This window comes from Streptomyces sp. NPDC053673, from assembly GCF_055585225.1.
Window position 1 is genome coordinate 389393 of sequence record NZ_JBVJKN010000004.1, and the last position, 19426, is coordinate 408818.

Annotated in this window: 18 protein-coding genes; 15 read left to right on the forward strand and 3 right to left on the reverse strand. The window is 72.2% G+C overall.

Annotated elements, in window-relative coordinates; translation table 11 throughout:
- The first annotated feature begins 5 nt into the window (after positions 1-5).
- From ACZ6ZQ_RS09350 to ACZ6ZQ_RS09385, 8 genes are all read left to right on the forward strand, one after another.
- The gene (locus ACZ6ZQ_RS09350; protein ID WP_469767939.1) at positions 6-1118 is read left to right on the forward strand and encodes a quinone-dependent dihydroorotate dehydrogenase; all 1113 of its coding nucleotides are present in this window, start codon (positions 6-8) and stop codon (positions 1116-1118) included.
- Complete coding sequence (gene pyrF / locus ACZ6ZQ_RS09355; RefSeq protein ID WP_469767940.1) at positions 1115-1957, forward strand: orotidine-5'-phosphate decarboxylase; 843 nt, start codon at positions 1115-1117, stop codon at positions 1955-1957. Before ACZ6ZQ_RS09350 ends, pyrF begins: the two co-directional genes overlap by 4 nt.
- Positions 1958-2249: 292 nt before the next feature.
- Positions 2250-2573: an integration host factor gene (locus ACZ6ZQ_RS09360; protein ID WP_005319887.1), complete on the forward strand. Its 324-nt coding sequence runs from the start codon at positions 2250-2252 to the stop codon at positions 2571-2573.
- Between the two features lie 38 nt (positions 2574-2611).
- Positions 2612-3175, forward strand: a complete 564-nt coding sequence (gene gmk, locus ACZ6ZQ_RS09365; RefSeq protein WP_469767941.1) for a guanylate kinase — start codon at positions 2612-2614, stop codon at positions 3173-3175.
- 42 nt (positions 3176-3217) lie between these two features.
- On the forward strand, positions 3218-3490 hold the full coding sequence (rpoZ, locus tag ACZ6ZQ_RS09370) for a DNA-directed RNA polymerase subunit omega (RefSeq protein ID WP_005319902.1): 273 nt from the start codon (positions 3218-3220) through the stop codon (positions 3488-3490).
- 157 nt (positions 3491-3647) lie between these two features.
- On the forward strand, positions 3648-4850 hold the full coding sequence (gene coaBC / locus ACZ6ZQ_RS09375) for a bifunctional phosphopantothenoylcysteine decarboxylase/phosphopantothenate--cysteine ligase CoaBC (protein WP_469767942.1): 1203 nt from the start codon (positions 3648-3650) through the stop codon (positions 4848-4850).
- Positions 4851-5155: 305 nt separating this feature from the next.
- Entirely contained in the window at positions 5156-6364 is a 1209-nt protein-coding gene (metK, locus tag ACZ6ZQ_RS09380; RefSeq protein ID WP_453663656.1) for a methionine adenosyltransferase, read from the forward strand.
- A 300-nt stretch (positions 6365-6664) separates the two neighbouring features.
- Positions 6665-8839, forward strand: a complete 2175-nt coding sequence (locus ACZ6ZQ_RS09385) for a primosomal protein N' (protein WP_469767943.1) — start codon at positions 6665-6667, stop codon at positions 8837-8839.
- A 247-nt stretch (positions 8840-9086) separates the two neighbouring features.
- On the opposite strand, the gene ACZ6ZQ_RS09390 is transcribed toward ACZ6ZQ_RS09385, so the two are convergent.
- Complete coding sequence (locus ACZ6ZQ_RS09390; RefSeq protein ID WP_469767944.1) at positions 9087-9608, reverse strand: hypothetical protein; 522 nt, start codon at positions 9606-9608, stop codon at positions 9087-9089.
- A gap of 233 nt (positions 9609-9841) precedes the next feature.
- On the opposite strand from ACZ6ZQ_RS09390, the gene fmt reads away from it, so the two are divergent.
- The 4 genes from fmt to ACZ6ZQ_RS09410 all read left to right on the forward strand — a co-directional run bounded on the left by fmt (position 9842) and on the right by ACZ6ZQ_RS09410 (position 14348).
- Entirely contained in the window at positions 9842-10774 is a 933-nt protein-coding gene (gene fmt / locus ACZ6ZQ_RS09395) for a methionyl-tRNA formyltransferase (protein ID WP_469767945.1), read from the forward strand.
- Positions 10775-10937: 163 nt separating this feature from the next.
- Complete coding sequence (locus ACZ6ZQ_RS09400; RefSeq protein WP_469767946.1) at positions 10938-12371, forward strand: RsmB/NOP family class I SAM-dependent RNA methyltransferase; 1434 nt, start codon at positions 10938-10940, stop codon at positions 12369-12371.
- Between the two features lie 171 nt (positions 12372-12542).
- Positions 12543-13226 carry a ribulose-phosphate 3-epimerase gene (gene rpe, locus ACZ6ZQ_RS09405; protein WP_469767947.1) on the forward strand — a complete coding sequence of 228 codons (684 nt, stop codon included), beginning with the start codon at positions 12543-12545 and terminating at the stop codon, positions 13224-13226.
- A 75-nt stretch (positions 13227-13301) separates the two neighbouring features.
- Entirely contained in the window at positions 13302-14348 is a 1047-nt protein-coding gene (locus tag ACZ6ZQ_RS09410; protein ID WP_469767948.1) for a sugar-binding transcriptional regulator, read from the forward strand.
- A 107-nt stretch (positions 14349-14455) separates the two neighbouring features.
- Here ACZ6ZQ_RS09410 and ACZ6ZQ_RS09415 read toward each other — a convergent pair whose 3' ends face one another.
- Together ACZ6ZQ_RS09415 and ACZ6ZQ_RS09420 are read right to left on the reverse strand one after the other, a co-directional pair.
- Entirely contained in the window at positions 14456-15592 is a 1137-nt protein-coding gene (locus ACZ6ZQ_RS09415) for an amidohydrolase family protein (protein ID WP_469767949.1), read from the reverse strand.
- Positions 15593-16942, reverse strand: a complete 1350-nt coding sequence (locus tag ACZ6ZQ_RS09420; RefSeq protein ID WP_469767950.1) for a type I glutamate--ammonia ligase — start codon at positions 16940-16942, stop codon at positions 15593-15595.
- Positions 16943-17011: 69 nt separating this feature from the next.
- Here ACZ6ZQ_RS09420 and ACZ6ZQ_RS09425 point away from each other — a divergent pair, with 69 nt between their 5' ends.
- The 3 genes from ACZ6ZQ_RS09425 to ACZ6ZQ_RS09435 all read left to right on the forward strand — a co-directional run bounded on the left by ACZ6ZQ_RS09425 (position 17012) and on the right by ACZ6ZQ_RS09435 (position 19335).
- The gene (locus ACZ6ZQ_RS09425) at positions 17012-17428 is read left to right on the forward strand and encodes a guanyl-specific ribonuclease (RefSeq protein ID WP_469767951.1); all 417 of its coding nucleotides are present in this window, start codon (positions 17012-17014) and stop codon (positions 17426-17428) included.
- Positions 17425-17787 carry a barstar family protein gene (locus tag ACZ6ZQ_RS09430; protein WP_469767952.1) on the forward strand — a complete coding sequence of 121 codons (363 nt, stop codon included), beginning with the start codon at positions 17425-17427 and terminating at the stop codon, positions 17785-17787. Before ACZ6ZQ_RS09425 ends, ACZ6ZQ_RS09430 begins: the two co-directional genes overlap by 4 nt.
- Before the next feature lie 105 nt (positions 17788-17892).
- Positions 17893-19335 carry a GuaB1 family IMP dehydrogenase-related protein gene (locus tag ACZ6ZQ_RS09435; protein ID WP_469767953.1) on the forward strand — a complete coding sequence of 481 codons (1443 nt, stop codon included), beginning with the start codon at positions 17893-17895 and terminating at the stop codon, positions 19333-19335.
- Positions 19336-19426 lie beyond the last annotated feature (91 nt).

Here is a 19426-nt window from a genome sequence, read left to right on the forward strand (position 1 = left end):
CTGAGATGTACAAATTCTTCTTCAACCTGGTCTTCAAGCGGATGGACCCGGAGGAGGCCCACCATCTGGCCTTCCGCTGGATCCGGCTCGCGGTCCGCATCCCGGTGCTGCGCACGTTCATCGCCGCCGCCCTGGCCCCCCGCTACAAGGAACTGCGCACCGAGGCGCTCGGACTGCGCATGCACGGCCCCTTCGGCCTCGCGGCGGGCTTCGACAAGAACGCCGTCGCCATCGACGGCATGGCGATGCTCGGCTTCGACCATGTCGAGATCGGCACGGTCACGGCGCAGGCCCAGCCCGGCAATCCCAAGAAGCGGCTCTTCCGCCTCGTACCGGACCGTGCGCTGATCAACCGCATGGGTTTCAACAACGAGGGCTCCGCCGCGGTCGCCGCCCGGCTCGCCGCCCGCCGGGAGATCCTCAGGACGGTCGTCGGCGTCAACATCGGCAAGACCAAGGTCGTACCGGAGGAGGAGGCCGTCGGCGACTACGTGACGTCGACCGAGCGGCTGGCCGCGTACGCCGACTACCTCGTCGTCAACGTCTCCTCGCCGAACACCCCGGGCCTGCGGAACCTTCAGGCCACGGAGGCGCTGCGCCCGCTGCTCAGCGCCGTACGCGAAGCCGCCGACCGCACCGTCACCGACCGCCGCGTCCCGCTGCTCGTCAAGATCGCGCCCGATCTGGCCGACGAGGACGTCGACGCCGTGGCCGATCTGGCGGTCGAGCTGGGCCTGGACGGCATCATCGCCACCAACACCACCATCGCCCGCGACGGTCTCGGCCTGAAATCCGATTCCGGTCTGGTCCAGGAGGCCGGCGGACTGTCCGGCGCCCCCGTCAAGGAGCGCTCCCTGGAGGTCCTGCGCCGCCTGTACGCCCGGGTCGGCGACCGCATCACCCTCGTCGGTGTCGGCGGCGTCGAGAACGCCGAGGACGCCTGGCAGCGCATCCTCGCCGGTGCCACCCTCGTCCAGGGCTACAGCGCCTTCATCTACGAGGGGCCGTTCTACGCCCGCGCCATCCACAAGGGCCTGGCCGCCCGGCTGGCCGCCGGCCCGTACGCCACCCTCGCCGAGGCCGTCGGCGCCGAGACCCGAAAGGCAGCCACCCGATGAGTGCTCCGGAACCCTTCGGCACCCGCCTGCGTCACGCCATGGACACCCGCGGGCCCCTCTGCGTGGGCATCGACCCGCACGCCTCGCTGCTGACGGCGTGGGGCCTGAACGACGACATCGCCGGCCTGGAGCGCTTCACGAGGACGGTCGTCGAGGCGCTCGCCGACCGGGTGGCCGTACTCAAGCCGCAGTCGGCGTTCTTCGAGCGCTTCGGCTCGCGCGGCGTCGCGGTCCTGGAGAAGGCCGTCGAGGAGGCCCGGGACGCCGGCGCGCTGGTGCTGATGGACGCCAAGCGCGGGGACATCGGCTCGACCATGGGCGCGTACGCCGAGACGTATCTGCGCAAGGACTCGCCGCTGTTCTCGGACGCGGTGACGGTCTCGCCGTACCTCGGCTTCGGCTCGCTCCGTCCGGCGCTGGACCTGGCGGTGCTGAACGGCTGCGGCGTCTTCGTCCTCGCCCTCACGTCCAACCCGGAGGGCGCCGAGGTGCAGCGCTCGACCGCGGCCGGCGGCGTCTCGCTGGCCCAGCTCATGCTGAACCACATGGCCGACGAGAACGCGGGCGCCTCGCCGCTCGGCTCGGTCGGCGCGGTCGTCGGGGCGACGCTCGGTGACGCGGGCGTCGACCTGGACATCAACGGCCCCCTCCTCGCCCCCGGCATCGGAGCCCAGGGCGCGACCCCGGCCGACCTGCCGGGCGTCTTCGGCTCGGCCGTGAGGAACGTGGTCCCGAGCGTGAGCCGTGGCGTGCTGCGGCACGGTCCGGGCGTGGCGGCGCTCCGCGAGTCGGCGGCACGTTTCGCCGAAGAGGTGCGCGCGGCGGTCGCGGACGCGTGACCGGGGGCGCGTGACCCGAGCACGTGACCAGGGCGGGAGAGCGCCTCACCGGGGGCGCTCACCGGCGGTTTCTTGACAGAAACCTGGTTGTTATGTCTGGAATATCCTGGTCGAGCGATGCTGACCAGGACTTTTCCGCTGTTCTCGCTGACTGGAGCGGTCCAGGCCGCTAGTCTCCGTCGAGAGTCAGCGTTGCAGCGGTCACTGCGTTGCTCGTTGCTCGCCTGGTGTGGGGCGATCAGGTCCCTCACCGGTCCGTATCCGACAGTTCGACATCCGAGGTGACGTAGGCGTGGCTCTTCCGCCCCTTACCCCTGAACAGCGCGCAGCCGCGCTCGAAAAGGCCGCCGCGGCTCGCCGGGAGCGGGCCGAGGTCAAGAATCGACTCAAGCACTCCGGCGCCTCGCTCCACGAGGTCATCAAGCAGGGCCAGGAGAACGACGTCATCGGCAAGATGAAGGTCTCCGCCCTGCTCGAGTCCCTCCCGGGCGTGGGCAAGGTCCGCGCCAAGCAGATCATGGAGCGGCTCGGCATCTCCGAGAGCCGTCGCGTGCGGGGTCTCGGCTCCAACCAGATCGCCTCTCTCGAGCGCGAGTTCGGCGGCGGCGCCGCCTGACGTTCTCGGGCACTCCCGAGAACCTGGATAATCGCTGCATGGCAGCAGAGGTACGTCCGCGGCTGACCGTGCTCTCCGGCCCCTCCGGGGTGGGCAAGAGCACGGTCGTCGCCCATATGCGCAAGGTCCACCCCGAGGTCTGGCTCTCGGTGTCGGCCACCACACGAAAGCCGCGCCCCGGCGAGCGCCACGGTGTCCAGTATTTCTTCGTCACCGACGAGGAATTCGACAAGCTGGTCGCCAACGGTGAGCTGCTGGAATGGGCAGAATTCGCGGGCAATCGCTACGGCACGCCGCGCCGGGCGGTCCTCGACCGCCTGGAGTCGGGCGAGCCCGTCCTGCTGGAGATCGATCTCCAGGGCGCCCGGCAGGTCAAGGAGTCCATGCCGGACTCGCAGCTGGTCTTCCTCGCCCCGCCGAGCTGGGACGAGCTGGTCCGCCGGCTCACCGGCCGCGGCACCGAGGCTCCCGATGTCATCGAGCGCCGACTCGAAGCCGCGAAGATCGAACTGGCCGCGGAGTCGGAGTTCGACACCACCCTGGTCAACACCTCCGTCGAGGACGTGGCCCGTGAGCTGCTAGCCTTGATGGCAGTTGTTTGATCTTTGTTTGATTTCCCAGAAGTTTCTTCGGAAGGCTAGAGCGTGTCCTCTTCCATCACCGCGCCCGAGGGCATCATCAACCCGCCGATCGACGAGCTCCTCGAGGCGACTGACTCGAAGTACAGCCTCGTGATCTACGCGGCCAAGCGCGCGCGTCAGATCAACGCGTACTACTCGCAGCTCGGTGAGGGCCTGCTGGAGTACGTCGGTCCGCTGGTGGACACCCACGTCCACGAGAAGCCGCTCTCGATCGCCCTGCGCGAGATCAACGCGGGTCTGCTGACGTCCGAGGCCATCGAGGGCCCGGCTCAGTAACCGGCCCGGCTTTTCGGCACCGGCCCTTTTCGCGGCCGGGGTCCGGGGTCGGCTCCCGGAAAGTGCAGTACCACAGGCCCGGCGGCGCATCCGCCGGGCCTGTGGTGTGTCATAGAGGCCGATACGTATCGTCATCAGTGGGGGGCGGGGAGACGCAGTGGACAAGCCGAAGGTCGTTCTGGGAGTCAGCGGCGGGATCGCCGCCTACAAGGCGTGCGAGCTGCTGCGCCGGCTGACCGAGTCCGGGCATGACGTTCGGGTCGTTCCCACCGAGTCCGCGCTCCAGTTCGTCGGCGCGGCGACGTGGTCGGCGCTCTCGGGCCACCCGGTCTCGACGGAGGTCTGGTCGGACGTCCACGAAGTGCCGCACGTCCGCATCGGCCAGGGCGCGGACCTCGTCGTGGTCGCGCCGGCCACCGCCGACATGCTCGCGAAGGCCGCCCACGGCCTCGCCGACGACCTCCTCACGAACACTCTGCTCACCGCCCGCTGTCCCGTGGTCTTCGCGCCCGCGATGCACACCGAGATGTGGGAGCACCCGGCCACGCAGGAGAACGTGGCGACGCTGCGCAGCCGCGGCGCCGTCGTCATCGAGCCCGCCGTCGGCCGGCTCACCGGCGTCGACACCGGCAAGGGCCGGCTCCCCGAACCCGGTGAGATCTTCGAGGTCTGCCGCCGGGTGTTGGCGCGCGGCGTGGCCGTCCCGGACCTGGCCGGCCGCCATGTCGTGGTCAGCGCGGGGGGCACCCGCGAGCCGCTCGACCCCGTCCGCTACCTGGGCAACCGCTCCTCCGGCAAGCAGGGGTACGCCCTGGCCCGCACCGCCGCCGCCCGCGGCGCCCGGGTCACCCTCATCGAGGCCAACACGGGCATGGCCGACCCGGCGGGCGTCGACGTGGTGCACACGGGGACCGCCGTCCAGCTGCGCGAGGCGGTGCTGAAGGCGGCCGCCGATGCCGACGCCGTGGTGATGGCCGCCGCCGTCGCGGACTTCCGGCCCGCCGTCTACGCGGAAGGCAAGATCAAGAAGAAGGACGGGGAGGGCCCCGCGCCCATCGTGCTGGTGCGTAATCCAGACATTCTCGCGGAGATTTCCGCCGACCGGGCGCGCCCGGGACAGGTGATCGTCGGCTTCGCCGCGGAGACCGACGACGTCCTCGCCAACGGCCGCGACAAGCTCCGCCGCAAGGGCTGTGACCTGCTCGTCGTGAACGAGGTGGGGGAGCGCAAGACGTTCGGCTCCGAAGAGAACGAAGCCGTGGTCCTGGCGGCGGACGGCGGCGAGACGCCAGTGCCGTACGGGCCGAAGGAAGCGCTCGCGGACACGGTGTGGGACCTGGTGGCACCGCGGCTGGCGTGACACGCCAACGCTACTGGGGCGCGCGGGGCGGACAGCGGCCACGCGGGTGAAACCGGGATCAATGTCTCATTCGCCTCGGCGGTACCGCCGGATGCGCCGAAAACTGCCCATTCGGCCGCGGGCGAGGGCCTGATCGCCGTACTGTCTCAGGCGGTTTCTGCGGCGGTGTGACTCCCACGTAGCGAGACGCGTGGTCCAACGGCCGAAAGCGACCGATAAACTGTCTCTCGGAACGACGCGGGGCGCAGCCCCCCGGCCGGTCCGCCAATGATCAGCCAGCAGCCGCTGCAACCCCAGGGAGCGTTGTGTCCCGTCGCCTGTTCACCTCGGAGTCCGTGACCGAGGGTCACCCCGACAAGATCGCTGACCAGATCAGCGACACCATTCTCGACGCACTGCTGCGGGAGGACCCCACCTCCCGCGTCGCCGTGGAGACCTTGATCACCACCGGTCTTGTGCACGTGGCCGGCGAGGTGACGACGAAGGCGTGGGCCGACATCCCCACGCTGGTGCGCAACAAGATCCTCGAGATCGGCTACGACTCCTCGAAGAAGGGCTTCGACGGCGCCTCCTGCGGCGTCTCGGTGTCCATCGGCTCCCAGTCCCCCGACATCGCCCAGGGCGTCGACACGGCGTACGAGAGCCGTGTGGAGGGCGATGACGACGAGCTCGACAAGCAGGGCGCGGGCGACCAGGGCCTGATGTTCGGGTACGCGTGCGACGAGACCCCCGAGCTGATGCCGCTGCCGATCTACCTCGCGCACCGGCTCTCCCGCCGCCTGTCCGAGGTTCGCAAGAACGGGACCATCCCGTACCTGCGCCCGGACGGTAAGACCCAGGTCACCATCGAGTACGACGGCGACAAGGCCGTCCGCCTCGACACCGTCGTGGTCTCCTCGCAGCACGCCTCCGACATCGACCTCGACTCGCTGCTGGCGCCCGACATCCGTGAGTTCGTCGTGGAGCACGTCCTGAAGCAGCTCGTCGAGGACGGCATCAAGCTGGACACCGATGGCTACCGGCTGCTGGTCAACCCGACCGGCCGCTTCGAGATCGGCGGTCCGATGGGCGACGCGGGCCTGACCGGCCGCAAGATCATCATCGACACGTACGGCGGCATGGCGCGCCACGGTGGCGGCGCCTTCTCCGGCAAGGACCCGTCCAAGGTCGACCGCTCCGCCGCCTACGCGATGCGCTGGGTCGCCAAGAACGTCGTGGCCGCCGGCCTCGCCTCCCGCTGCGAGGTCCAGGTCGCCTACGCGATCGGCAAGGCCGAGCCGGTGGGCCTCTTCGTGGAGACCTTCGGCACCGCCGCGGTCGACACCGAGAAGATCGAGAACGCCATCGCCGAGGTCTTCGACCTCCGCCCGGCCGCGATCATCCGCGACCTCGACCTGCTCCGCCCGATCTACGCCCAGACCGCGGCGTACGGCCACTTCGGCCGCGAGCTCCCCGACTTCACCTGGGAGCGCACGGACCGCGTGGACGCGCTGCGTGCGGCGGCGGGTCTGTAGGCCTGCGCCGCTCCATCCGTCCTGTACTGCTCAACGGCCCCGGACCGCATCGGTCCGGGGCCGTTGTGTGTTCCATGCGTCCTGCGGGCGTGTGGTCCCGTCGGCCCGGACAGAATCCTGGCGGGCCGGGTGAGCGGAGCCGTACGCTGCTGATCTCCCGGTGCGAGGACGTCGGTTACTCCGGTGGAGTACGCCCGCGTGGCGTGCGGTGAATCGGGAAATCGCTGACCGCCGTCGACTGGATCTCGGGAACTTCCTGCTCGGCCGCCGCTGTCAGTGGCCTCTGGTAGGAATGTGGCTGTGAGCAGCGACAACGAACGTTCCGAGCGGCCCGGCGACGGTCCGCCGGAGCAGCTTGCGCTCATCCGGGAGTCCGTGCGGAAGGCGAAGGTGCCCCGGGCGAAGCCCCGGACCTGGCGCGGCGCCGCGCTTGCCGCGGAACTGCCCGTGGCACGGGTTGTCGTCAACAAAGGCGTGCTCCATCTGGATCAGTACTTCGACTACGCGGTGCCCGAGGAGCTCGACGCCGACGCCCAGCCGGGTGTGCGGGTGCGGGTGCGGTTCGGGGCCGGGGCGCACCAGGTACGGGACGGACGGCGTGAGGGCGGGCGGCTGATCGACGGGTTCGTCGTCGAGCGGCGGGCCGAGTCGGACTACTCCGGGCCGTTGGCCGCGCTCGCCGACGTCGTCTCGCCCGAGCCGGTGCTCAGCCCCGAGCTGCTGGCCCTGGCCCGCGCCGTCGCCGACCGGTACGCGGGCAGTCTGGCCGATGTCCTGCAGCTCGCGGTGCCGCCCAGGAGCGCGCGGGCCGAGTCGAAGCCGTCGCCGGAGCCGCTGCCGCCGCCCGCCGCGCCGGACGCGGGGAGCTGGGGGCGGTACGGGCGGGGGCCCGCGTTTCTGGAGGCGCTGGCGGGCGGGGGTGCGCCACGGGCCGTGTGGACCGCGCTTCCCGGGCCGCACTGGGCGGAGGAACTGGCCCGTGCCGTGGCGGCGACCCTGGCGTCCGGGCGCGGCGCGCTCGTCGTCGTGCCCGATGGCCGCGCCGTCGCCCGGGTCGACGCCGCCTTCACCGCGCTCCTCGGCGAAGGGCGGCACGCGGTGCTGACCGCCGAGGCCGGGCCCGAGAAGCGGTACCGGCAGTGGCTGGCCGTGCGGCGTGGCTCCGTACGGGCGGTGGTCGGCACCCGGGCCGCGATGTTCGCTCCCGTACGGGACCTCGGGCTGGTCGCGATATGGGACGACGGCGACGCCAGCCACAGCGAGCCGCACGCCCCGCTGCCGCACGCGCGCGAAGTCCTGCTGCTGCGCGCCGCGCACGACCGATGCGCGTTCCTGCTGGGCAGCACGAGCTGCACTGTGGAGGCCGCGCAGCTCGTCGGGACCGGCTGGGCGCAGCCGCTGGCCGCGGACCGGGACCAGGTACGCCGTGCCGCGCCGCTGGTCCGCACGGTCGGCGACGGCGAGCTCGCCCGGGACGAGGCGGCACGGGCCGCCCGGCTCCCGTCGCTGGCCTGGCAGACCGTCCGGGACGGGCTGCGCTCCGGTCCGGTGCTGGTCCAGGTGCCCCGGCGGGGGTACGTGCCGAGGCTTGCCTGCGAGCGGTGCCGTACGCCCGCGCGCTGCCGGCGCTGCGCCGGGCCGCTGGAGGCGCCGGGGGAGCGGGAGCTGCGGTGCGGGTGGTGCGGGCAGGATGCCACGGGGTGGCACTGCGCGGAGTGCGGCAGCGTCCGGCTGCGCGCCCAGGTGGTGGGCGCGCGGCGTACCGCGGAGGAGCTGGGGCGTGCGTTCCCGGCCGTGCCGGTGCGCACGTCCGGGCGGGACCACGTCCTGGACACCGTGTCCGGCCGGCCCGCGCTCGTGGTCAGCACCCCCGGCGCGGAACCGGTCGCCGAGGGCGGGTACGCGGCGGCGCTGCTTCTGGACGGCTGGGCCATGCTCGGGCGGCCCGACCTCAGGGCGGGCGAGGAGGCGCTCCGGCGCTGGATGGACGCCGCCTCACTGGTACGCGGCCAGGCGGACGGCGGCACGGTCGTGGTCGTCGCCGAGCCCACGCTCCGGCCGGTGCAGGCATTGGTGCGCTGGGACCCCGTCGGCCACGCACAGCGCGAGCTGGCCGAGCGGGCCGAGCTGGGCTTTCCGCCGGTGTCGCGGATGGCGGCGGTGACGGGGCGGCCGGAGGCGGTGGCCGCGTTCCTGGCCGTGGCGGAGCTGCCGCGCGATGCGGAGGTGCTGGGACCGGTACCGGTATCGGCGCCTCCGGCCGGTCCGGGCCGCCCGCGTCGGCCCGGAGACCCTCCCCCCGCTTCGCATGGGGGACCCCGGCCGGGGGAGGCGTGGGAGCGGGCGCTCCTGCGGGTGCCCCCGGGGAGCGGTGCGGCGCTGGCGGCCGCGCTGAAGTCCGCCCAGGTGTCCCGGCTCGCCCGGGGCGGCGGCGACCCGGTCCGCATCCGGGTCGATCCTCCGGACATCGGCTGACGTGGTCCAGGTCGATTCTCAGGACATCGGCTGACGTTGAGGCGCCTCCGCCATGAGGGGGTCTTTCGGGGCGCCCCGGGTACCGAGGCGGCCGGAGACGGGGCGGGCTGCGGTCCGGCGGACACACGGCCGGTTCGCGGTCCCGGGCCGACTGCCGTCCTAGGGAGCCGCAGGGCAACGTACGCGGCCACACACGGAGCTGCCCCGGCGTACCGCGGGGCACGGCGGGGCAGCCGGGGTGGAGGGGTCAGCCGTTGCGCGGGCCGGGGAAGGCGCTCGGGCGGACCTCCTCGCGGAGGGAGTGGGCGCTCGCCGTGGGCTGCGGCGGCATCGAGCGGGCGGCGGGCACCGCGGGGGCGACCGGCATCGTGCGGGTCGTGCCCGGCTCGGTCTCCGGCGGGGCGACGACGGGCTGCGGCGCCGCCCGCCGTGATCCGTAACGGCGGTGCACGGCCTGCTTCGTGACGCCCAGTGCCGAGCCCACCGCGTCCCACGAGAAGCCCAGTGACCGGTCGAAGTCCACCGCCGCGGTCACCAACGTCTCGACGCTGTCGCGCAGTTCCTGCGCGAGACGGACGGTCGGGGCCGGAGCCCTGCCGTAGACGACGAAGCCCGTGGAGGGGCCGGATCGACGTGGACGGTAGACGTTGCCCAACTGGGCCGTGAGCGTGCGCAGAGCGTCCACCTGCCGGCGGACCCGCTCGATGTCCCGCACCAACAGATGCAGACTCGCCCGGGCTTGGGCGTCGTGGGTTGCGTGGTCGGCCATTGAACAAGCCTCTCGAACCGGCGTTGAAAGGGTCGGGCCGCACCGGGGCGGCCCGTTTCGGTCAATCTCTCTTGACCAACGCGCCACCTGGCGTTGTGGTCACGGTGCACGGGCGCAGGGGCATATGCGCGGGGCGCGCAACCGTCCGTGCGCCCCCTGTCGGCGGCGGCAAATAGACTGGTGCGTCGCGCGTCAATCCCGGCACCCCGGCACCACAGAGCGAGGTAAACACCGTGAAACTTGTCTTCGCAGGCACCCCCGAGGTCGCCGTACCCGCCCTGGACGCCCTGATCGCCTCGGACCGGCACGAGGTCGCGGCCGTCGTCACCCGGCCGGACGCGCCCGCGGGCCGCGGCCGCCGGCTGGTCGCCAGCCCCGTTGCCCAGCGCGCGGAGGAGGCCGGGATCGAGGTCCTCAGGCCCGTCAAGCCACGGGACGAGGACTTCCTTTCGCGGCTGCGCGAGATCGCACCCGACTGCTGCCCGGTCGTCGCGTACGGCGCGCTGCTGCCCAAGAGCGCTCTGGACATCCCCGCGAACGGCTGGGTGAATCTGCACTTCTCGCTGCTGCCCGCCTGGCGGGGCGCCGCGCCCGTACAGCACGCGATCCTCGCGGGCGACGAGATGACGGGCGCGTCCACGTTCCAGATCGAGGAGGGCCTGGACTCCGGACCGGTCTACGGGGTGATCACCGAGCATGTACGGTCCACCGACACCAGCGGTGACCTGCTCACCCGGCTCGCCTTCGCGGGCGCCGGGCTGCTCGTGGCGACGATGGACGGAATCGAGGACGGCACGCTGAAGGCCGTACCGCAGCCCTCCGAGGGCATCACGCACGCCCCGAAGATCACCGTCGAGGACGCCCACCTGGACTGGCAGGCGCCCGCGCTCCGCGTCGACCGCATGGTGCGCGGCTGCACGCCCGCGCCCGGCTCCTGGACCCTCTTCCGGGGCGAACGGCTGAAGCTGGTCAACGTCTCGCTGGTTCCGGACCGTACGGACCTGACGCCCGGTGAGCTCGCGGTGGGCAAGAACAACGTGTACGCGGGAACCGGCTCGCACGCCGTCGAACTGCACTGGGTGCAGCCGCAGGGCAAGAAGCCGATGCGCGCCGCGGACTGGGCGCGCGGGGTGCGGATCGCCCCGGGGGAGCGGCTCGGCGCGTAGCCCCTGTCCGGGCGCGCGGTTGTGCGACGGCGGAGACGCGGCGGTGGCGGCGGAGACGCGGCGGTGGCGGCGGTGGGAGACGGACGGGAGCCTGCGTTGCCGCCGGCACCGGCGGCCGACGTAGGCTGAACGGGTTCGACCCTTTCGAAACGCGGAGCACCTTTTGAGCGAGCAGAGCCGTCGCCGTCCCCACAAGCCGTACCGCCGCCCGAAGAAGGACCCCGTACGGATCCTTGCCTTCGATGCGCTGCGGGCCGTCGACGAGCGGGACGCGTACGCCAATCTCGTCCTGCCCCCGCTGCTGCGGAAGGCCCGTGAGCAGGGCGACTTCGACAGCCGGGACGCGGCGCTCGCGACGGAGCTGGTGTACGGGACGCTGCGCCGCCAGGGCACGTACGACGCGATCATCGCCGCGTGCATCGACCGGCCGCTGCGCGAGGTCGACCCTCCGGTGCTGGACGTGCTGTCGCTCGGGGCCCACCAGCTGCTGGGGACGCGGATCCCGACGCATGCGGCGGTCTCGGCGAGTGTGGAGCTGGCGCGGGTGGTGCTCGGGGACGGCCGGGCGAAGTTCGTGAACGCCGTACTCCGGAAGATCTCGCAGGAAGACCTCGACAGCTGGCTGGAGCGGGTCGCTCCGCCGTACGACGACGACGCCGAGGAACATCTGGCCGTTGTCCACTCGCATCCCCGGTGGGTCGTCTCGGCGCTGTGGGACGCGCTGGGCGGCGGCCGAGCCGGTATCGAGGACCTGCTGGAGGCCGACAACGAGCGGCCCGAGGTGACGCTGGTCGCCCGGCCCGGACGGGCCACGACGGACGAGCTGCTCGATCTGCTCGGCGAGGAGGCCGGGCTGCCGGGGCGCTGGTCCCCGTACGCCGTGCGCCTGGCCGAGGGCGGTGAGCCCGGCGCGCTCGAGCCCGTGCGCGAGGGACGCGCGGGCGTCCAGGACGAGGGCAGCCAGCTCGTCGCGATCGCGCTGGCCGACGCACCGCTGGAGGGCTCCGACGCGCGCTGGCTCGACGGCTGCGCGGGACCGGGCGGAAAGGCGGCCCTGCTGGGTGCGCTGGCCGCCCAGCGCGGGGCCGCGCTGCTGGCCTCCGAGAAGCAGCCGCACCGCGCCCGCCTGGTGGAGCGGGCGCTGGCCGGGAACCCGGGTCCGTACCAGGTCATCGCCGCGGACGGCACCCGCCCGCCGTGGCAGCCCGGCTCCTTCGACCGCGTCCTCGTCGACGTCCCCTGCTCCGGCCTCGGCGCCCTGCGCCGGCGCCCCGAGGCCCGCTGGCGCCGCCGCCCCGAGGACCTGGACGGCTTCGCCCCGCTCCAGCGCGAACTGCTGCGCGAGGCACTCAGGGCGGTCAGGGTCGGAGGCGTCGTCGGATACGCCACGTGCTCACCGCATCTTGCCGAGACCCGGGTGGTCGTGGAGGACGTCCTCAAGGGCCGCGGCGGCGCGCCGGCCGAGGCCGAGTGGATCGACGCCCGCCCGCTGATGCCGGGCGTACCGGCGCTGGGCGACGGGCCGGACGTACAGCTGTGGCCGCATCTGCACGGTACGGACGCGATGTATCTGGCGCTGCTGCGGCGCACGGCCTGACCGGCGTCGTCGCGTCCGCGATCGAACCGGGAACGAACCGGGATCGATGCCCGGATCGATGTCCGGATCGCGCGGTGTGCGGCGGTACCCGGGAGGCATGGATGCAGAGGACAGCCGTCTTCGGTCCGTACCGGGGCGGGGAAGCGCCCGGGAACATGGCAGTCTTGGCACATGGCCCAGATCAACCCCAGCATCCTGTCCGCCGACTTCGCCCGGCTCGCCGAGGAGGCGAAGGCCGTCGAAGGCGCCGACTGGCTCCACGTCGATGTCATGGACAACCACTTCGTGCCCAATCTGACGCTGGGCGTTCCGGTCGTCGAATCACTCAGCCGCGCCACGGACACCCCGCTGGACTGCCATCTGATGATCGAGAACCCGGACCGCTGGGCTCCGCAGTACGTGGAGGCGGGCGCCGGTTCCGTCACCTTCCACGTGGAGGCCGCCTCGGCGCCCGTGCGTCTCGCGCGCGAGATCCGGGCCAAGGGCGCGCGCGCCTCGATGGCGCTCAAGCCCGCCACGCCCGTCGAGCCGTACGAGGACCTGCTCCCCGAGCTCGACATGCTGCTGATCATGACCGTCGAGCCGGGCTTCGGCGGTCAGGCGTTCCTGGACATCATGCTCCCGAAGATCCGCCGCACACGGGAGCTGATCACCAAGCACGGTCTGGAACTGTGGCTCCAGGTCGACGGCGGAGTCGCGGAGTCCACGATCGAGCAGTGTGCCGAGGCGGGCGCCGATGTGTTCGTCGCGGGATCCGCGGTGTACGGGGCCGAGGACCCCGCCGAGGCGGTCCGCTCCCTGCGCGAGCAGGCGGACCGGACGATCGCCTCGGCGCCCTGGGCATGCAACCACTGAGCCACGCTTACGTGAACGGGGCCCGACTGGGCTGATCAATAACCCCCGGATCTGACAGGATGACGGTTCCGGAGTGTGAACAGCAGTGAGGAGATCGCGGTGTCTGCTATGTCGGCGGGACGGTCGGCCCTGCGGATGGGACCCGCGGAGCTGGTGCAGGCGGCGGCCATGGCCCGTCGCTTCTATCTCGAGGGCAAATCCAAGATCCAGATCGCGGAGGAGTTCGGCGTCAGCCGCTTCAAGGTGGCCCGGGTCCTGGAGACCGCGCTCGAACGCGACCTCGTACGGATCGAGATCCGCGTGCCCGCCGAGCTGGACGCGGAGCGCTCCGACGCGCTCCGCGCCCGCTACGGCCTGCGGCACGCGGTCGTCGTCGAATCCCCGACCGAGGGCGAGGACGAGTCCCCCGACCCCGAGAACCTGGGCGAGGTCGCCGCGGATCTGCTCGGTGAGCTCGTGAACGAGGGCGATGTGCTCGGGCTGGCGTGGGGCCGCTCGACGATCCACATGGCCGCGGCGCTCGACCGGCTGCCTCCGTGCACGGTCGTCCAGCTCACGGGGGTGTACGACGCCGGGACCGCGGAGCGCGGCTCGGTGGAGGCGGTACGGCGGGCCGCCCAGGTCTCGGGCGGCGAGGCGCACCCGATCTACGCGCCGATGCTGCTGCCGGACCCGGCGACGGCGGCGGCGCTGCGCAACCAGACGGGCATCGCCCGCGCCTTCGAGTACTTCGACAAGGTGACGGTCGCCTGTGTCTCCATCGGCTCCTGGGAGCCGGGCATCTCGACGGTCCACGACATGCTCACCGACGAGGAGCGGGCTCACTACGCCTCGCTCGGCGTCGCCGCGGAGATGTCGGCGCATCTGTTCGACGCGGACGGCCGCCGGGTCGGCCGTGACCTCGGCGAGCGCTGCATCACGGTCGAGGCCGACCGACTGCGCCGGATCCCGGAGGTCGTGGCGATCGCGGGCGGCCAGCGCAAGGCGGAGGCGATCGGGGCGGTGCTGCGGTCGGGGCTCGTGACCAGCCTGGTCACGGACACCGCGGCGGCGGACCACCTTCTGACGGAGTCCCGCCCGGGGCCGCGTCCTGCTCTGGAGAGGGCCGACCCGGACGACTGACGCGCGGGTCCCGGCAGGGCATCCGCGGTGGGTGCGCCGGCCGGCCGGAGTCGTGCGCGCGGGCAGCAAGGCCCCCGCCGGGCGCGGGGCTCCTGGTCAGGGCGGGGTCAGGGCTGCGAGGCCGCCGGCTCGGCAGTGCCCAGGCCGTACAGGCGCTCGGCGTTTCCCCTGGCCAGGAGCTGTGCCACGCGTTCGGCGTCCATCCCTGACCAGGCGCCGGACGCCGTCCAGCCGTCGAGAAGACGGGTCAGCCCCTCCTCGAAGACGCGCGCCCCGACGACGTACAGCTCAGGGAGTCCGTAGGCGTCGCTGGAGTACAGCAGCTTGCCGAACGGGGTGAGCTCCAGCGCCTCGGCGAGGACTTCCGTGGCGCGGGCGCCCGTGTGGGACAGGGCAAGGCCGACATCCGCGTACACATGTGTGAACACATGGGCGAGGTAGGCGGCGTGCCGGTGGTACGGGTACCCGTGCAGGAGCACCAGCGGGCAGCCGTACGGGGCCACGGTCCGGATGAAGTCTGTCAGGAGCAGCGGATCGCAGCGGTCGAGGCGCAGATCGGGGTCGCCGAAGCCGGTGTGGAGCTGGAGGGGCAGTCCCGTGCGGACCGCCGACCACAGCAGATGGCGCAGCAGGACAGGGTCGGTGAGCCGCCCGCCCGGCGCGCGGCCGTCCAGCCAGCGCGCGGCGGCGGAGTGCACCTCGGCCGCGGTCGGCGGGTCGGGGTCGAGTCCCAGGCCGTAGCGGTACGCGGCGATCGACTTGAACCCCGCCGTGGTGCGGGACGCGGCGGTGACGGCATGGTCGAACACCTCGAGGAACATCCCGGGGCCGTGGGCTGCGTCCGCCGTGTGCTCGGCCAGCGCCTCCAGCCGTACGATCGTGTGCGCCTCGCCGCCGCCGAGCTCCGCGAGATCGGCGGGGCCCGTCAGATCCCCCGGCAGCCCGGTGTCGACGAGATACGTGCCCGTGCCGCTCGCCCGCAACAGCCTCCGCGTCGCCTCGTCGGCGCCCAGTTCCCGGCGGCGCTCCAGATACCGGTCGGGCGGGCAGTGCGGCTCCAGGCCGAGCAGCGGCGGGCACCAGCGGCGTACGGCGAACCCCAGCTGGGTGTCGAAGAAGCTGGTGCCGGGCGCGGCCGGAGCGTGCGACTCCGTCAGGTACGAGGCGAACTCATCGGCATCCGGGGCGTGGCGCAGGACCCCGTGGCAGTGGTGGTCGACGAACGGCGCGAGCACGAGGTCCATTCAGTACCGCCCGCGTGTGGCCTCGGCGATCTCCTGCGGGCTCCTGCCGTCGAACAGCTTGCTCTCCGCCCGGCGTACGGCGACGATCGCCTCGAACAGTTCCTCGCCGAGCGCCCCACGCAGGACGTTCGAGCGCACGAAGTGCTCCAGCGCCTCGTCCAGTGTCCGGGGCAGCCGCGCCGGCCCGTCCGGCGCCGCGGTCGCCGCCACCGCCGGGTCGCCCTGCACCGGCTCCGGCAGCTTCGCCCCGGCGTCCACGCCCGCCAGTCCCGCCGCGATCACCGAGCCCGTCACCAGATACGGATTGGCCGCCGCGTCGAAGCATTTGACCTCGACGTTCGCGCCGTCCGGGTCGTCCGGGGCGCCGGTGATGAAGCGGAGGGCGGCCTCGCGGTTCTCCAGGCCCCAGCACTGGAACACACCGGCCCAGCGCGACGGTTCGAGGCGCAGATAGCTCGCCGGGGACGGCGCCCCGATGGCGAGGAGGGCGGGGAGGGCGTCCAGGACGCCCGCGAGGAAGGACTCGCTCTCACCCGTCATCGCGCACGGGCCCTCGCCGCCCCGGCACAGGTTCCGCCCGTCCCGCCACAGGCTCAGATGCAGATGCCCGCCGTTGCCGACAGCGCCCGCCTCCACGACCGGGCCGAACAGAGCCGTGAGGCCGTGCCGCAGTGTCACCGCGCGGATCGTCTCGCGGACCAGCACGGCGAGATCCGCCGCGCCCACGGGGTCCGACGGAGCCACCGACACCTCGAACTGCCCGGCCGCGTACTCGGGGTGGATCTGGAGCACCTCGACGCCCTGCGCGACCAGCGCGCGCAGCACCTCGTTCACGTAGTCGGAGAGCTCGACCACCCGGGCCATCCCGTACGCGGGCCCGGCCCACGGGTACCCGCCGGCCCGCTGCACGATCCACTCCGTCTCGAAGCCCATCCGCAGCTCGACGCCGCGCTCGGCGGCCCGCCGGGCCATCCGCCGGGCGAACAGCCGCTGACAGGCGCCGTACGGCTGCCCCCGCTGGTCGTAGCGGTCGACCGGTGCCCACGCCCAGCCGGGCTGTCCCGCGAGCACGGTCAGCCGTTCCAGGTCCGGTACGAGTCTCAGATCGCCGTCCGGACCCCCGATGTGCCGGCTGGTGGTGATCGAATCGTCCACCAGGTACACGTCGAAGACCGGGGACATGCCGACGCCGCGCGTGGCGGCGGGCGCGAGGCGGCCGACGGGGACGGCCTTGACCCGGGTGAGGCCGGCGTTGTCCACCCAGGTCAGGGCCACTCCGTGGACGCTCTCGGCGGTCAGCCTCGCGGCTTCCTGACGGGCGGCGCGCTGTGTCTCGTCACTATGCTGCACGGGGCATTCCCTACCCGCGCAGCACGATCTTCACCGTCTTCGCCCGGCGGGCGTGACAGCATCGGCGCCATGCTCCTCCGGCCCCTTCGGTCCCTTCGGCTTCTCCTGGCGCTGTCGGCCATTCTGGGCCTGCTGCTGACCGGCTGCTCCGCCGGCACCGGCTCCGGCCCTGCCGCCGCCGCGCCGAGCCCGGCGCCCACCGGCGCCGCCCTGGCGATCGTCCGCGTCGCGGAACTGCCACCCGAAGCCCGCGAGACCCTGCGTCTGATCGAGCGAGGCGGGCCGTTCCCCTACGAGAAGGACGGCGCCACCTTCAACAACTTCGAGCGGATCCTGCCGCAGCAGAAGCGCGGCTACTACCGCGAGTACACGGTGCGCACCCCCGGCGAGAGCGACCGCGGTGCCCGCCGCATCGTCACGGGGCAGGAAGGGGAGATCTACTACACCGACGATCACTACGAGACGTTCAGGGAAGTGCTCCCATGAGAAACGGTCCCCTTGCGGCGCTTTTCGGCGCCGTCGCAGGCAGGAACGTGACCGTGCTCGACCTCCACGGCGTCAGGGACAAGACGGCCTTCATGGAACGCTGCGCCGCCGACCTGGAACTGCCCGCCTGGTTCGGCCGGAACTGGGACGCGCTCGCCGACTGCCTCACCGATCTGCCGGGGGAGGAGGGCACACTCGTCCTCGTCTGCCGCTGGCAGGAGTACGCCAGGGCCCGGCCCGGTGAGTGGGAGACCGCCCAGGAGGTCTTCGCCCAGGCGGTGGACAGCATGCCGCGGCAGCTCGCCGTGCTGCTCGCCCTTGGAGGATCCGACGAACGACGGTCGCCCGGTCCTGGATGATCAGCCCTGACGGTTCATTCCCCGCGCCATGGGACAATGAAGTACGTGCGTTTCCCCGGCTGCAATGCCCGGGGGTCACCTCCGATCGACTGGGATGTTCTGCACGTGCGTTTCCTCAACGACCTCAAGCCGCCGTACGACCTGACGTACGACGACGTGTTCATGGTGCCGAGCCGCTCCGCCGTGGGCTCCCGCCAGGGCGTCGACCTCGCCTCCCCGGACGGCACGGGAACCACCATCCCGCTGGTCGTCGCCAACATGACCGCGATCGCGGGCCGCCGGATGGCCGAGACCGTGGCCCGCCGCGGCGGGCTCGTCGTCATCCCGCAGGACATCCCGATCGAGGTCGTCACCGACGTCATCTCCTGGGTCAAGACGCGTCACCTCGTGCTCGACACGCCGATCGTGCTGACCCCGCACCAGACCGTCGCCGACGCGCTGTCCCTGCTGCCCAAGCGGGCGCACAACGCGGGCGTCGTCGTCGACGAGGAGCAGCGCCCGGTCGGCGTCGTGACCGAGCACGACCTGTCCGGTGTGGACCGCTTCACACAGCTTTCCGAGGTCATGTCCAAGGACCTGCTGCTGATCGACGCGGACATCGACCCGCGCGAGGCGTTCACGACCCTCGACAACGCCAACCGCAAGATCGCGCCCGCGGTCGACCGGGACGGCAAGCTCGTCGGCATCCTCACCCGCAAGGGCGCGCTGCGCGCGACCCTGTACACCCCGGCCACCGACGCCAACGGCAAGCTGCGCATCGCGGCCGCCGTCGGCATCAACGGCGACTTCGTGGCCAAGGCCAAGCAGCTGCTCGATGCGGGGGTGGACACGCTCGTCATCGACACCGCCCACGGCCACCAGGAGTCGATGATCTCCGCGATCAAGGCCGTGCGCGGCCTCGACCCGAAGGTCCCGATCGTCGCGGGCAACATCGTGGCGGCCGAGGGCGTCAAGGACCTGATCGACGCCGGCGCGGACATCATCAAGGTCGGTGTGGGCCCGGGCGCCATGTGCACCACCCGCATGATGACCGGTGTGGGCCGGCCGCAGTTCTCCGCCGTCCTGGAGTGCGCCGCCGAGGCGAAGAAGTACGGCAAGCACGTGTGGGCCGACGGTGGTGTCCGTCACCCGCGCGACGTCGCCATGGCGCTCGCCGCCGGTGCGTCCAACGTGATGGTCGGCTCCTGGTTCGCGGGCACGTACGAGTCCCCGGGCGATCTCCAGCACACCGCTGACGGGCGTCCGTACAAGGAGTCCTTCGGCATGGCCTCCGCGCGCGCCGTGCAGAACCGCACCAGCGAGGAGTCGGCGTACGACCGGGCCCGCAAGGCGCTCTTCGAGGAGGGCATCTCCACCTCGCGGATGTTCCTCGACCCGGCCCGCCCGGGCGTCGAGGACCTGATCGACTCGATCATCGCGGGCGTCCGTTCCTCCTGCACGTACGCGGGCGCCGGCTCGCTGGAGGAGTTCGCCGAGAAGGCGATCGTCGGCATACAGAGCGCCGCGGGTTACGCGGAGGGCAAGCCGCTGCACGCCAGCTGGAACTAGTCTTCTGAGTCGGGAATTCTGTTCAGATAGGTGGCGAGGCGTTCGAGGATCTCGTCTGCGGTCTTGGTCCAGACGTAGGGCTTGGGGTCGG